Source organism: Rhodococcus sp. NPDC055024 (assembly GCF_053608585.1).
In genome coordinates this window covers 84,029-98,501 of sequence record NZ_JBSGVT010000018.1, presented here as the reverse complement: position 1 = coordinate 98,501, position 14,473 = coordinate 84,029, and the positions used below count along the sequence as shown (strand labels likewise).

The 14,473-nt window shown below is 63.1% G+C and carries 12 protein-coding genes; 3 read left to right on the top strand and 9 right to left on the bottom strand.

Annotated features, from left to right (window positions below):
• Window positions 1-47: 47 nt before the first annotated feature.
• Window positions 48-1,001 carry a 2,3,4,5-tetrahydropyridine-2,6-dicarboxylate N-succinyltransferase gene (dapD, locus tag ACWF6P_RS28130; protein WP_452623237.1) on the top strand — a complete coding sequence of 318 codons (954 nt, stop codon included), beginning with the start codon at window positions 48-50 and terminating at the stop codon, window positions 999-1,001.
• Window positions 1,001-2,383: an amino acid permease gene (locus ACWF6P_RS28125; RefSeq protein ID WP_230817386.1), complete on the top strand. Its 1,383-nt coding sequence runs from the start codon at window positions 1,001-1,003 to the stop codon at window positions 2,381-2,383. Before dapD ends, ACWF6P_RS28125 begins: the two co-directional genes overlap by 1 nt.
• A 9-nt stretch (window positions 2,384-2,392) precedes the next feature.
• Here the strand turns inward: ACWF6P_RS28125 and ACWF6P_RS28120 are convergent, their stop codons facing one another.
• Together ACWF6P_RS28120 and ACWF6P_RS28115 are read right to left on the bottom strand one after the other, a co-directional pair.
• Window positions 2,393-3,151 (bottom strand): ABC transporter permease, encoded by a 759-nt coding sequence (locus tag ACWF6P_RS28120; protein ID WP_452623236.1) that lies wholly within the window; start codon window positions 3,149-3,151, stop codon window positions 2,393-2,395.
• Window positions 3,151-4,155, bottom strand: a complete 1,005-nt coding sequence (locus ACWF6P_RS28115; RefSeq protein ID WP_452623235.1) for an ABC transporter ATP-binding protein — start codon at window positions 4,153-4,155, stop codon at window positions 3,151-3,153. Before ACWF6P_RS28115 ends, ACWF6P_RS28120 begins: the two co-directional genes overlap by 1 nt.
• Before the next feature lie 125 nt (window positions 4,156-4,280).
• On the opposite strand from ACWF6P_RS28115, the gene ACWF6P_RS28110 reads away from it, so the two are divergent.
• On the top strand, window positions 4,281-5,573 hold the full coding sequence (locus tag ACWF6P_RS28110) for a DUF222 domain-containing protein (RefSeq protein WP_452623234.1): 1,293 nt from the start codon (window positions 4,281-4,283) through the stop codon (window positions 5,571-5,573).
• Here ACWF6P_RS28110 and ACWF6P_RS28105 read toward each other — a convergent pair.
• The 7 genes from ACWF6P_RS28105 to ACWF6P_RS28075 form a co-directional block, all read right to left on the bottom strand.
• Window positions 5,570-7,171 carry a substrate-binding domain-containing protein gene (locus ACWF6P_RS28105; protein ID WP_452623233.1) on the bottom strand — a complete coding sequence of 534 codons (1,602 nt, stop codon included), beginning with the start codon at window positions 7,169-7,171 and terminating at the stop codon, window positions 5,570-5,572. The two genes, ACWF6P_RS28110 and ACWF6P_RS28105, sit on opposite strands and share 4 nt — an antisense overlap.
• A 213-nt stretch (window positions 7,172-7,384) precedes the next feature.
• Window positions 7,385-8,797, bottom strand: a complete 1,413-nt coding sequence (locus tag ACWF6P_RS28100) for an acyl-CoA synthetase (RefSeq protein WP_452623232.1) — start codon at window positions 8,795-8,797, stop codon at window positions 7,385-7,387.
• 12 nt (window positions 8,798-8,809) lie between these two features.
• Window positions 8,810-9,490 (bottom strand): rhomboid family intramembrane serine protease, encoded by a 681-nt coding sequence (locus ACWF6P_RS28095; RefSeq protein ID WP_378539213.1) that lies wholly within the window; start codon window positions 9,488-9,490, stop codon window positions 8,810-8,812.
• Window positions 9,491-9,554: 64 nt separating this feature from the next.
• Entirely contained in the window at window positions 9,555-10,658 is a 1,104-nt protein-coding gene (gene dapC, locus ACWF6P_RS28090; RefSeq protein WP_003945226.1) for a succinyldiaminopimelate transaminase, read from the bottom strand.
• A gap of 5 nt (window positions 10,659-10,663) precedes the next feature.
• Window positions 10,664-10,987 carry a ferredoxin gene (fdxA, locus tag ACWF6P_RS28085; RefSeq protein ID WP_003945248.1) on the bottom strand — a complete coding sequence of 108 codons (324 nt, stop codon included), beginning with the start codon at window positions 10,985-10,987 and terminating at the stop codon, window positions 10,664-10,666.
• A gap of 146 nt (window positions 10,988-11,133) precedes the next feature.
• Window positions 11,134-11,892, bottom strand: coding sequence for a hypothetical protein (locus tag ACWF6P_RS28080; protein WP_452623231.1), 759 nt, complete (start codon window positions 11,890-11,892; stop codon window positions 11,134-11,136).
• Window positions 11,892-14,450, bottom strand: coding sequence for a bifunctional FO biosynthesis protein CofGH (locus tag ACWF6P_RS28075; protein WP_452623249.1), 2,559 nt, complete (start codon window positions 14,448-14,450; stop codon window positions 11,892-11,894). The genes ACWF6P_RS28080 and ACWF6P_RS28075 overlap by 1 nt, the downstream gene beginning before the upstream one ends.
• Between the last annotated feature and the right edge of the window lie 23 nt (window positions 14,451-14,473).

The window sequence follows — 14,473 nt, the reverse complement described above, 5'->3', positions numbered from 1 at the left end:
GCACCAGCCTAGGCCGGTGCACCCACCACCCAGTAATCTCTAGTCCCGTGAGCGCACAGGGAGCAACAGCAGTAGGTATCGCCAACGTGACCGCGGACGGAACCGTCCTCGACACCTGGTTCCCGGCACCGGAGCTGGGAACATTCGACAAGACCGGTACCGAGAACGTCGAGGGAACAGACATTCCCTCCGATCTTGCCCTGCTGGCAGGCACTGACGACGCTCGCGAGGTCTCGCAGATCGTCGTGCGCACCACCATCGCCGATCTCTCCAAGGCACCGGTCGACGCCCATGACGTCTACCTGCGCCTCCACCTCCTCTCGCACCGTCTCGTCGCCCCCCACGGCGTCAATCTCGACGGCCAGTTCGGCCTGCTCAGCAACGTCGTGTGGACCAACTTCGGTCCGTGCGCCGTCGAGGGCTTCGAGCAGGTTCGCTCGCGTCTGCGCATCCGCGGAGTCGTCACCGTGTTCAGCGTCGACAAGTTCCCCCGCATGGTCGACTACGTCGTGCCGTCCGGAGTTCGCATCGGTGACGCGGACCGTGTCCGACTCGGCGCACACCTCGCCAGCGGAACGACCGTCATGCACGAGGGCTTCGTCAACTTCAACGCCGGCACCCTCGGCAACTCGATGGTCGAAGGCCGCATCTCTGCGGGCGTCGTCGTCGACGACGGATCCGATGTGGGCGGCGGCGCCTCGATCATGGGCACCCTCTCCGGCGGCGGCAAGGAAACCATCTCCCTCGGCAAGCGCTGCCTCCTCGGCGCCAACGCCGGCCTCGGCATCTCACTCGGCGACGACTGCGTCCTCGAAGCGGGCCTCTACGTCACCGCGGGCACCAAGGTCACCGGCCCGGACGGCACCGTCGTCAAGGCCAAGGAACTCAGCGGCAAGTCAAACCTTCTCTTCCGTCGTAACTCGGTCTCGGGTGCCGTCGAGGTCGTGCCGTGGAAGGGCACCGGCGTCGAACTGAACGCTGCTTTGCACGCCAACGACTGATGAGTAGCACCGACGTCTCCGACGGAACAACCACTGCTCTCGGCCACGGTCTCAAGGTCCGCCATCTGACGATGATGGGCCTGGGCTCGGCCATCGGCGCCGGCCTGTTCCTCGGAACCGGCGTCGGTATCGCCAAGGCCGGCCCGGCCGTCCTGATCTCCTACATCCTTGCGGGCGCCGTCGTGGTGTTCGTGATGCGCATGCTCGGTGAGATGGGCGCGGCGATTCCGGCCAGCGGTTCCTTCTCGCACTACGCGCGCCTGGGGATCGGCGAGTGGGCCGGCTTCGTGATGGGCTGGCTCTACTGGTTCATGCTCATCATGGTGCTGGGGGCCGAGATCACCGGGGCTTCTGCGATCGTGAACGACTGGGTGCCGTCGATCCCGCAATGGGTTGTCGCCCTCGTCTTCGTGGTGTTCTTCGCCGTCGTGAACCTGGCCAAGGTCAGCAACTTCGGCGAGTTCGAGTTCTGGTTCGCGGCAATCAAAGTCACCGTCATCATCGGCTTCCTGATCATCGGTGTCCTGCTGGTGTTCGGCCTCCTGCCCGATACCGACCCGGTCGGTACGAGCAATCTGTTCGGGCAGGGCGGCTTCATGCCCAACGGGTTGTCCGGCATTGCCGCAGGCCTTCTCGTCGTGGCCTTCGCCTTCGGCGGGATCGAGATCGTCACCATCGCTGCAGCCGAATCCGAGAATCCGGAACGCTCCATCGCCGTCGCTGTCCGCAGCGTCGTGTGGCGCATCAGCGTCTTCTACATCGGCGCCATCTCGATCATGGTTCTGCTGCTGCCCTGGAACGACCCCGAACTCGAGAGCGGCCCGTTTGTGGCCGTCTTGAACAAGGCGAACATTCCGGGTGTTGCCGGGTTCATGGAACTCGTCGTAGTGGTGGCTTTGCTTTCCGCGTTCAACGCCAACATCTACGGCACCTCTCGTATGGCGTTCTCACTGTCGCGTCGCGGTGACGGGCCCGCTTTCATGGCGAAACTGTCGAGCACCGGAGTTCCGACGAATGCCGTTCTGCTGTCGGTGTTCTTCGGCTTCGTCAGCGTCCTGCTCAACTGGCTGCTCCCCGACGACCTGCTCGGCATCCTGCTCAACGCAGTCGGCGCCGCGCTGCTGGTCATCTGGATCTTCATCGTCGTCTCGCATCTGCGACTGCGTAAACAACTCGAAGCGTCGGGCAAGCTGACAGTTCGAATGTGGCTGTTCCCGTATTTGAGCTACGCGACACTCGCGATGCTCGGCGTGTTCGTCGTCCTCATGCTCTTCGACGCCGATGCCCGTGCACAGTTGATCTCGACCACCGTGCTGTTCCTCGTGATCGCGGCATTGGGCTTCCTGAACGCCCGCTGGCGTAAGCAGAATCAGCCCGCCTGATCTGCGTGCCTACGCATCTCGTCTGTTCACGACGACGATGCTGAGGCCGAAGACGACGAGCACGAAGAGGGCGAAGTAGATCAGGCTGCCCCAAGGTCCCCAGTGGAAGTCGACGCTACCGCCGGAACCGAGAAAGTTATTGGCGTTCATGAACGGCAGGAACGGCATGATCTTCTCGCCGATGCTGCCGAACAGGTTGAACAGATTCTCGATGAGCAGGGGCCACAACAGCAGTAGCGCGATCGCACCCGCAGACTGCCGGAGCAACGCCCCCACTCCGACTGCCAGAACCACGCAGAAGAACGCGTAGATCGGTGTTCCGTAGACGACCCGCCAGTTCTCGTCGCCGGACAGAGTAAGGAATGTTCCGGCGTCACCTGCTGTGGCCTTCGTCAGAGCGAAGGCGCCGAACGACAATACGAGCGTCAATACCGCTCCGAAACCGCCGATGAGGCCGGCCTTGGCGATCAGCACCGAAGCACGGTTCGGAACTGCCTGGAAGGTGGTTCGGATGGTCCCGAAGCGGTACTCGCTGGTGATCGCGAGCGCCGCCATGATCATCAGAACCAACACACCGAAGCCGGTCACTCCACTGAGCGCCCCCGAGACGGTCGGCATCATTGTGCCGTTCGAATTGCGGAGCGACGACTTGGCGCTGAGTCCGAAAACGGTAGCGAGCCCCAACCCGAGCACGATGATGATGACCGAGCACCACAGCGGCGACTTGGTCGTGGTGATCTTGATACGTTCAGCACTGAGAACAGCCATTACAGTGCACCTCCCATAGCCTGCTGTGTGTTTGCCTGGTGTGTGTTTGCCTGGTGTGCATTTGCTTGGTGGGCTCCAGCGCCCGGATCGATACCGGATGCGTGGTACTGGACATCGTCTCCGGTCAACTTCATGAACGCATCCTCGAGCGACCCCTGCTGAGACGCCAACTCGTGCAACACGATTCCCTGCGAACCAGCCAGACCACCGATCACATCGGTGGTCGAATCCACCACCACCAACACCGGCTCCGATCCTGAATGCTCCACGCGGACAGTCAGTCCGTGGGCAGTCAATGCGGCATGGAGAGCGTCCAATTGTGGGCTGCGCACCCGCACCGTCGACTCCGACGAACGATCCACGAACTCCGCCACCGTCGAATCCGAAATCAACCGACCCCGACCGATCACCACCAACTGCTCCGCCGTCAACGCCATCTCCGACAGGAGGTGACTCGACACCAGCACCGTGCGGCCCTCCGCCGCCAACCGCTGCATGAACTTACGAATCCAGACAATGCCCTCCGGATCGAGACCGTTGACCGGCTCGTCGAACAACAACACCTTCGGATCACCCAACAACGCACCCGCCAACCCCAGACGCTGCGACATACCCAACGAGAACCCGCCGGCCTTCTTGCCCGCCACCTCGGACAACCCGACCAACCCGAGCACCTCGTCGACGCGGGACTTCGGGATCCCGTTCGAAGCGGCCATCCACTGCAGATGCGCCCGCGCACTGCGATTGGGATGCACCCACTTCGCATCCAACAACGCGCCCACCGTCCGCAACGGCGTTGTGAGCTCCCGGTACGGCTTCCCGTCGATCAACGCCGCACCCGACGTCGGCTGATCCAAACCCAGGATCATCCGCATCGTCGTCGACTTACCCGCACCGTTCGGGCCCAGAAAGCCCGTCACGATGCCCGGCTTGACCGTGAACGACAAATCGTCCACCGCTTTCGTCGGTCCGTAAACCTTGGTCAATCCCCTCAGCTCGATCATGTGGACCAGTCAACCACGAAAACCGAACTGTCGGAACTTTCCGCAGTTCACAGAGAAAACCGTTGCGCAAGTTCGTTGTCGACGTTATTGTCGAATGTATGTTCGACACTACCGGGGGGGTAAAAGTGACGACGCAAGCATCTGAACAGGCGATATCCGAAGAGGCGATCGGACAATTCCGAGCTTCACTCGTCAGCATGGATCGTTCCATCGACAACGCAGCGCGCGTGGATCTTCTACGCGCATTGGAAGAATTGAAGGCCAGTTGCGCTGGGGCCCAAGCGTTACTGGCTGCCGACCTCGATACCTTGACCCGCAAGGACCGCGGCGAACGGGGAGTTCGGCGCTCATACCAGGGCCGCGGCATCAACGCGCAGATTGCACTCGCACGGAGGGAGTCTGCGTGGTTCGGAACTCAGCATCTGAACCTGGCCCGCGCACTGAACGACGAGATGCCGCACACACTTCGACTACTCGTCGACGGCTCCATCAGTGAGCATCAGGCGACGATACTCATGCGCGAGACTTCATGTCTCACCGCCCAGGATCGCGCTACATTGGATCGCGAGTTCTGCTGCGACGCTGCAATCTTGGACGGATGCGGCAACCATCAACTGACAGAAAGAATCCGCGCACGCACTGCCGAAATTGACGCCGACAGTGTCGCCAGACGAGCACGCAAAGCCGTGGGAAACAGACGAGTGACGGCGCGGCCTGCGCCCGACACGATGTGCTGGCTCAAGGTGCTTCTTCCCGTTGCCGAAGGTATCGCCGTACATGCCACGCTCGGGCGCGATGCAGATTCCGTTCGTGCCGGCGGGGATGAGCGCACGCGAGCTCAGATCATGGCTGACCTCCTGGTCGAGCGTGTCACCGGAATCGGCCGCGCCACACCGACACCCGTTACCGTGAATCTGGTTGTCTCGGATCAGTCACTGCTGGGCGACAGCACCGACCCTGCACACGTCCACGGGTACGGACCTATACCAGCCGACATTGCACGCGAGTGGATCGCCAAGTCCAGCGAAGACTCCGAAACGATGGCAATGGTCCGAAAGATCTACGCATGCCCCGACACCGGCGCGATGACCGCGATGGAATCAACGGCGAGAACCTTCCCGAAGGGGTTGGCGCGATTGATCGAACTCCGTGATCGAAGCTGCCGCACTCCGTGGTGCGACGCGCCGGTTCGCCACCGCGACCACATTCGCGATCACAACAAGGGTGGACCTACCAGTGCAGCCAACGGCGCAGGATTGTGCGCGGCATGCAATTACGCCAAGCAGGGCTTGGACTGGTCTGCCGAACCTGCACCAGGCGACCGGCACACCTTCACCACGACGACACCTACCGGGCACCGATATTCGTCTGCGGCTCCGCCACTTCCGATACCGTGGGCCGGTCCCGATGCGGCCTAAGTTCCTCGGTGAGCCAGTGCATTCACGAACACCTCGGAAATTTCCGAGGGATCGCGAGCGATGTACGTCGAACCGCCCGTCACGCGGGAGATATCGGCGAGCGCCGCAGCATCAGCGTCGTCGGTGATGCCGATGGTAACGATGATGACCGGTCGAGCCGGATCCTGCTCGCGTGCAAGTACATCGAGCAGCTGCTCACGGCTGATGCTGTCAGGGTCTTCGTTGGCACCGTCGGTCAAGATGATGACGCTGTTGACCGCTCTCGGATCGTACGATTCCTGAACCTTACGGAAGGCGGCCAAAGTCGTGTCGTACAAACCTGTGGCGCCACGCTTGAGTTCGGTGAGCCGGTTCGCCTGATCCGCCATCAACTTTCGTTGAGTCACGCCGTCGACAATGGTGTCGTAGCGCCTGATCGGCACCAATTCCTGAAAGTCCTGGGTTCCGTTCATACCTTGGGAGAACGCCCACAGACCGGCAGCGACGCTGTCCGGGAAGACCTGATTGCCGGCAAGAGCCGCACCAGTTGTCAGCTGCATGCGGGTCTTGCCGCCGGCCGCCGGATAGTCCATCGAGGCCGACACGTCGATCGCGACGAGCGTTCGGATCGGCTTGGCCATCAACGCCCAAGCACCCAGTGTTTGATCTGCCACCGACTGTTCGGACACGGTCAGTGCCGTGACGTCACCGACGCCACCTTCGACGGCTCCACCGCCGGAAGTACGGAAACCGTTGCGTGTCAGAACTTCCTGTGCAGATTCACTGTGCAACAAGTCGGCGATGGCGTCACTCTTCTTGGCTGCGGCGTAGTGCCGATCCGGTGCCGAAGCACTCACCACGAGGGGGTAATCCATGATCATGGTTCCCGTCGCCGGCACTGTCGCGGAAATCTTCGACTCGGCATTCGTGAACTCCACTACCTGCTGCTCGGTCGAAACACCGACCTTCCCGGAGCTGACCAATTCGGTGAGCATCTTCTGTCCTACCGGCTGCTCTTCGGTACGAACACTCTCGGCTTGGGCATGGGGTACGAGGGCCGCTCGAACCGATTCGGAGGTGGCGCCGGTCTCCGCGAGAGCTCCGAGAATGGGCGCCGATGCAACCCCGGTGAACAACGGATTGCCCAGCGCGAGATCGGGGACCTGTAGCGCGGTGAGCCAACTGGCAAACTGTTCGCCACCGCCGGAGGCAAGAACAACAGGCGAGGTGGCGATCGAACCACCGGCGGCAGCGACCGGCCCCTTGGCCGTCAATGCAGCTTTGCCGACCCACGCTGTCGAATCCGGTATCCACATGTCCGGAGCGTCGACGCCCTTACCCAAAGTTCCCGCAACGTCGCCGGGCAGCGCAGAGGTGACCGTGATCCGCGAGCAGCCCGTCTGCTCCGGCGACGATTCTGCGAGGATCTCCGTGACCGCAGGCGCGATCGCAGGATCTGCTGCCAGCGAGTACTCGTCGACGCTCTCGCAGGAATCGGACTGTGTTGCCTTGAAGACCACCACCCCGGTGGCGACTACCGCGACGGCAACCAACCCACCCACTGCGTAGAACCCGATCGACCGCCCGCTGTCAGGACTCGAATGCCGTCCGCCCGCCATGAAATCTGCCCTTCCGAGGCCACTCGCACTGGGGCATACCGACGGCATGCGTGCGACTGGAGCTATCCCTACCGGGCGGTAGTGTAGCCAAGAACACAGAAATTCCAACTAGCACTGAATCATCCAAGAACCGGCGAGCCCACATTCCGGGACAGGTCGGCTGAATTCACGAACATTCAAGCGTTGCAGCGACTTTTCAGCAAACAGATCGGCTCAGAACAGTTCGCGCTTCTGGACCTTGCCCATCGCGTTACGCGGCAGTGTCTCGGCAAAGCGAACCTCACGGGGACGCTTGTGCACCGACAACTCTGCCCCGACCAACTCGACCAATTCAGCTTCGGTGACCTCAGCACTCCCGGGCTTTCGGACTACGACGGCGATGATCCGCTGCCCCAGGTCGGCGTCGGGGACACCGATCACCGCAACTTCGGAGACCGAGGGGTGCCCGAGGATGGCGGTCTCGATCTCGCCGGCGCCGACTCTGAATCCGCCGGTCTTGATCAAGTCGATGGATTCGCGGCCGACGATTCGGTGGAACCCACCCTCGTCGATGACGGCGACATCACCGGTCTTGAAGTAGCCGTCCTCCGTCCAGGACTCGGCGGTTGCGTCTGGACGGTTCAAGTAGCCGTCGAAAAGCATCGGCCCGCGTACCTGTAGGCCGCCGATGCTCTCGCCGTCGTGTGGCACGTCGTTGCCCTTCTCGTCACGAAGACGAGTCTCGACACCGCGCAGCGGCACGCCGACCCACCCCGGGCGTCGTTCGCCGTCGAAACGCGTGCTCAGGGTCAGCATCGTCTCACTCATGCCGTAACGCTCGATTGGCGTCAATCCTGTTCGCTCACGCAGCTTTTCGAAGACCGGCACAGGAAGAGGAGCGCTACCGGAAACCAGAAGTCGGGCACCGGACAACGCCCTGGCCGCTTCTTCGTCTTCGGCGATACGCGACCAGACAGTGGGGACACCGAAGTAGAGGGAGCCTTTGGCCCGTGCGTAATTTTCCGGCGTCGGCTTGACGGTGTGGATCACCCGGCTGCCGATCCGGAGTGGACCGAGGATTCCGAGAATCAGTCCGTGCACGTGGAAGAGCGGAAGCCCGTGCACCAGCGTGTCTCGCCACGTCCAGTCCCAGGCCTCGCCGAGCGCGTCGATCCCGGCTGCGATGGCCGAGCGACTGAGCAGAACACCCTTCGGTGGGCCGGTAGTTCCGGACGTGTACAGGACGAACGCTGTGGACTGTGGTGCCGGTTCGGGATAGCTGTGCCACGAGCGAGCGTGCAATCGGACGGGGACTACGGGCAAGCCTTCGCAGTGTTCGTCCGTTTCGCCGAGCCACGCCTGAGCACCGGAGTCACGCAGAATGTGCTCTCGCTCAGCCTTCCCCGAGTCCGGCGGGACCGGCACAACAGTGACGCCGGCAATCAATGCCCCGACGACGGCGAGGATCGTTTTTGCTGTGGGAGTTGCCAATACGGCAACCCGATCGGCCTGCGCCACACGCTCCGCGACCGAGGTCGCGGCACCGAGAATGGCACTCCGCGAGAGAACCGTGTCACCGATCGTCACGGCGTCGTCGAGGTCGTCACCGCGGGCAACAGCAAGGGGGTTCAGGGATCTCAGCAGCACCACGACAGCATCTCACAGCGCCGATGGTCGCAAACTTTCTCCTGCCCGACGCGCATCCATCGAGTGCGGCGGGAACAGCGTCACCAGCGCCGCCCCCAAGAGAGCCCCGGAAAGAACGGCGAATCCGTGCGCGTCGTCGACCGTCACCAGGGTTGCGCCGCCGACCACAATCACGGCAGTCAGAACAATCTCGGGCATTCGCGGGCGCACCAGAACGCCAATCCCCGCGGCCGCCGCTGCCAGAGCAAGTGTGGCGCCGGAGTTGCCTGCGCCGGTCGACGGGAACACTGCGGTGGTGAGCAACCCGAACAGCAGTTGACCGAGCAGGAAGAGAGCCCAGCCGCGTGCGGCGCCCCAGAGCCGAAACGCCGGCGGCGCCACCACCGCCAGCGTCACGAGATTGGTGACGGTTCCTGCGACCCCTCCGTCCTGAACGAGCACCGAAGTCAGAATGCGCCACCATTGACCGTCGCGAATCAAAGCGGGATCACGACGAAACATGTCCAGCAGTCCCGGCATCAGCGCCTGCAGGATCGACGGAACTGCCACCACCAGCCAAAGAACAGCGGCCGAAAGAGGGAAGTCTCCGAATATTCGACGATCCTTCAGCCAGGTGAGCATCAGCGCAACCGAGGCAACAACGACGGCGACGATCAGTACCGCGTCCAAGCCGCCGGTCCCTGAGGTGGTCACAGCGCGACCTTACATCGGACTGATACCGACATCAGGGAACCTGACACCTGCGAACGCACACAGTTCAGGCGGAGAGGCGCTTTGCTGCTGCGGCGATTCGTTCGTCTGTTGCGGTGAGCGCGATCCGAACGTGCTTGCTTCCGCTCGGTCCGTAGAACTCACCGGGAGCAACGAGAATCCCGCGATCGGCGAACCAACTGACCGTCGCTCGGCATTCCTCGCCGCGGGTTGCCCAGAGGTACAGGCCGGCCTCGGAATTGTCGACGGTGAATCCGGCGCCGCGAACAGCTTCGATCAAGACGCTGCGACGCTCGCGGTACCGCTCGCGCTGGATGTTCTCGTGTTGGTCGTCGCCCAAGGCTGCGGTCATCGCGGCCTGGATCGGCAGCGGCAAGATCATTCCCGCGTGCTTGCGCACCTCGAGCAGTTCCGACACCAGAGCCGGGTCACCGGTGACGAACCCGGCCCGATAGCTGGCAAGGTTGGACGTCTTCGAAAGTGAGTGGACCGCAAGCAAACCGGTCAGATCGCCGTCGTTGACGCGGGGATCGAGAATGGAGAGTGCATCCGCTTCCCAGGTCAATCCGAGGTAGCACTCGTCGGAGACGACGATGGCGCCGCGCTCGCGCGCCCAGGCCACGACCTTCTGCAAGTGCTCGAGGCCGAGCACCTTGCCGGTGGGGTTGGACGGCGAGTTCACGAAGATCATCGCCGCCGACTCGGGACCGAGCTTGTTCAAGCCGTCGGCGCGCAGGACGCGTGCGCCTGCCAACTTCGCCGCGACCTCGTAGGTCGGGTACGCCAACTCCGGAATGACCACTAGATCGTCGGCTCCGAGACCGAGTAGTTTCGGCAGCCACGCAATCATTTCCTTGGTACCGATGGCCGGCAGCACCGCTGCCGGATCGACGTCGGGAATGTTGTAGCGGCGATCCAGTGACTCCGCCACGGCCTCGCGAAGCGCGAGCGTGCCATGAGTCGTCGGATATCCGGGCACCTCGGCAACAGAGGCGAGAGCCTCCTGAATCACCGGATCCACCGGATCCACCGGCGTACCCACGGACAGGTTCACGATGCCGTCGGGATGAGAGTGCGCCTTCGCCGTGACGTCGGCGAGCGAATCCCACGGAAAATCAGGAAGCCCAGCGGCCACCGGAGTACGAGACAAGATCTCTATTCCTCACCCATGGGAGGCAGCGCCTTGATGAACGGCGTGTCGTAGTCGACCTTGCCGAGCTTGGCGGCTCCACCAGGCGAACCGAGATCGTCGAAGAAATCGACGTTGGTGCTGATGTACGCGTTCCACTGGTCCGGGACGTCGTCTTCGTAGAAGATGGCTTCGACGGGGCAGACAGGTTCACACGCGCCGCAGTCGACACACTCGTCGGGGTGGATGTAAAGCATGCGTCCACCCTCGTAGATGCAGTCGACAGGGCATTCTTCGATGCACGCCTTGTCCATCACATCTACACACGGTTCAGCAATCGTGTAGGTCACTGCCGATCTCCCTGCCTTCCTGTCGTGCATCGCCGCCGCAACACGCAGTTGCTCGGGGCCGAAAATCCGATACGACTCTCACGTACCGCGGGAACAGCCTATTATCCCCCTGCCTACCGACTCTGAGCAGGCGGGGGTAACACATTTCAGCCTACTGCGGTGATGTTCCTCGACCGAATCGCGATCCACTTCTCCCCCAGGGCCGCCGCGCGTACCAGAGCGCCCCGCTCACCGAGGTAATCCGCCACGACGCCGACCACGGGAATCTTGCCGAGAATCTCGTACGGTTTTGTCCGCGACGGCCGCTTGTGCAGCTCGTCCGTGATGGCACGGAAAGTCTTCGACGTGCGCCACAAGGTCCCGATCAATGCGAAGGGGCGCCAGGTCTCGTCGGCGGCGCTGACGGACTTTTCGGCGAAATCCTCACCGGCGAGCAGATCTCGGGACTTGGTCTCTCGCCGGCACAGCACCGACGCCAGGAGGTCCACCTGCTGATCCCGTTCGGTCACTCCGTGTTCACGGGCAACCGCAACGAGAACAACGGCCTGATTCGCGAAAGCCAGCAAGTCCTGGATCGGCAACCGATTGAGCAGGACGCCGAAGATGCCAGGGAACGCGACGGCAACGGTGTTGAGTGCACCCAACCTGGTAGTCCACCACTTCGAGCGCTGCTCGTCCGTCATCACCGACCACGCCGCCGTCCCGGGGAACTTGACGACATCGAGGACCCAAGCGGCTGCGTCCAACACCAGCGCGGCAGCGTTTCGCTCGGGATCGGTCGGCTCGAACGTCCGACGCTTGATACCGAGCGGATCGCTGTAGGCGAGGTCGAGAACCGGGTTGATCCCCCACACCGCTCGATCGAGAACCTCGACGACCTTGCGGTCCCCCAATACATCAGCCATCAGGCAATCGCTCCTTCGCGTCGTGCATGTGTGGTGGTTCGTTCGCGTGCCGGACGTCCGATTCCCTCGGCGATGGCGCGCAGTTCTGCGACGGTTTTCTCGGACCCGTGTTCGGAGCCGGCCATCCGCGAGATCGTCTCTTCCATCAGCGTTCCGCCGAGATCGTTGGCTCCGCCGTTGAGCATCATCTGTGTTCCGGTGATGCCCAGTTTGACCCAGCTGGTCTGGATGTTCGGAATGCGGCCGTGCAGCATGATGCGCGCCAGCGCGTGCGCAGCGCGGTTGTCCCGATTGGTCGGCCCTGGTCGAGAAGCGCCTGCCAGATACAGCGGCGCGCTCTGGTGGACGAACGGCAGAAGCACGAACTCCGTGAATCCGCCTGTGCGGTCCTGGATTCCGCGAAGAACGTTCAGGTGCCCGACCCAGTGGTGCGGCTGATCGACGTGTCCGTACATCATCGTCGAACTCGACCGCAGTCCTACCTCGTGGGCCGTGGTGACCACTTCGATCCACTCCGCTGTCGGCAGTTTCCCCTTGGTGAGAATCCAGCGCACCTCGTCGTCGAGGATCTCGGCTGCCGTACCGGGAATGGTGTCGAGGCCCGCCTCACGAAGGGCCGTCAGCCAATCCCTGATGCTTTCACCGCTGCGCGATGCGCCGTTCACGATCTCCATCGGCGAGAACGCGTGGACGTGCATCGACGGCACGCGCTTCTTGACGGCCCGGACCAGGTCGGCGTAACCGGTGACGGGAAGTTCCGGATCGATACCGCCCTGCATGCACACCTCGGTCGCGCCGGCGACGTGCGCTTCCCACGCACGGTCGGCGACCTGGTCTGCCGACAGTGTGAAGGCATCGGCGTCGCCCTTGCGCTGCGCGAACGCACAGAACCGGCAGCCCGTGTAGCAGATGTTGGTGAAGTTGATGTTCCGGTTCACGACGTAGGTGACGTCCTCACCTACGGCATCCTTGCGTAGCGCATCCGCCAGTGCCACAACGGCTTCCAAGCCGGGCCCCTCCGCGGTGGCCAGCGCCAGGTATTCGTCGTCCGAACATCCGGCGGGGTCGCGTTCGGCACTACGCAGCGCAGCCAACAGATCGGTGTCGACGCGAATCGGAGCGCTCAGCTCGAGCACCTGTTCGCGCACGGTCTCCCAGTCGCCGAACGCACTGCCCAGGTCACTGCGGGTCTCGGTGTTGCGCCCGTCCGTGTCGATCTCGCTGTTGAGGTCGACACGTCCGCTCGACTCCCAGGACTCGTCCGGCTCCTGCCACGGCCGACCCACCGGCTTCGTGTCGGGCAGGGCGAGGCCTGTTTTGGGGTCCGCAAGCGCCTGAACGTGACCCGCAATGCGCGGATCGATCCACGGAGCCCCGGCCAGAACATATGCCGGCTGAGCCGCAGTGCGTTCGGTCAGGGTGAAGCCGCCCTCGGCGCTGATCTCGGCCAAGGTCTCGAGATTGGGCCACGGACGCTCGGGGTTGACGTGATCGGGGGTCAGCGGTGATACCCCGCCCCAGTCGTCTACGCCTGCGCCGAGCAGAGCGAGGCACTCGCTGTTCGAGACGAGGTTCGGCGGACTCTGAATCCGCATCGTGGGCCCGAGAAGTAGGCGCGCGACGGCGATGGCCGCGAGAAATTCGTCGAGTCCTGCATCAGGGGTATTGCGCATTGCGGTATCAGGCTTGGCCAGGAAGTTCTGAATGATCACTTCCTGGATGTGGCCGAACGCCTTCTGCGACTTGCGTATCGCCATGATCGACTCGGCACGCTCGAGGAAGTTCTCCCCGATGCCCACGAGAATGCCGGTGGTGAACGGAATGTTCAGTCGGCCCGCGTCGGTCAGAGTGCGCAACCGAACCGCCGGGTCCTTGTCCGGGCTTCCGTAATGGCATTCACCCTTGTCGGTGAACAGCCGAGTTGCCGTCGTCTCGAGCATCATGCCCATCGACGGCGCGACGGGCTTGAGCCGCGAGAGTTCCTGCCAGGTCATCACACCGGGATTCAGGTGTGGGAGCAGTCCGGTCTCCTCGAGCACCCGAATCGACATCGCTCGCACGTAGTCGAGGGTGGAATCGTAGCCGCGTTCGTCCAGCCATTGCTTTGCTTCCGGCCAGCGAGCCTCGGGGCGATCCCCCAGCGTGAACAAGGCTTCCTTGCAGCCCAATTCGGCTCCTGCCCGGGCAATGTCCAGAACCTCGTCCGGCTCCAGGAACATGCCGTGCCCTTCGGCACGCAGCTTCCCCGGCACGGTGACGAAGGTGCAGTAGTGGCACTTGTCCTGGCACAGACGAGTCAGCGGAATGAAAACTTTCCGCGAATACGTCACGGTGTTCGGCCGACCCGCTGCCAGCAGACCGGCATCGCGAACCTTGGCCGCCGAGGAACACAGATCGGTCAGATCGGTTCCCCGTGCCTGCAGCAGCGTTGCCGCCTCGTCAACATTGAGCGTCGCTCCGTCGCGTGCGCGACGGAGAACTCGCCGCATCGCCGACGCTGACGGGCCGGGCGACGGACTGGACGAGGCGGACGCGGAAATACCTGGCATCGGAAGCATGGTGGGTTTGCCGGAGTCATCAC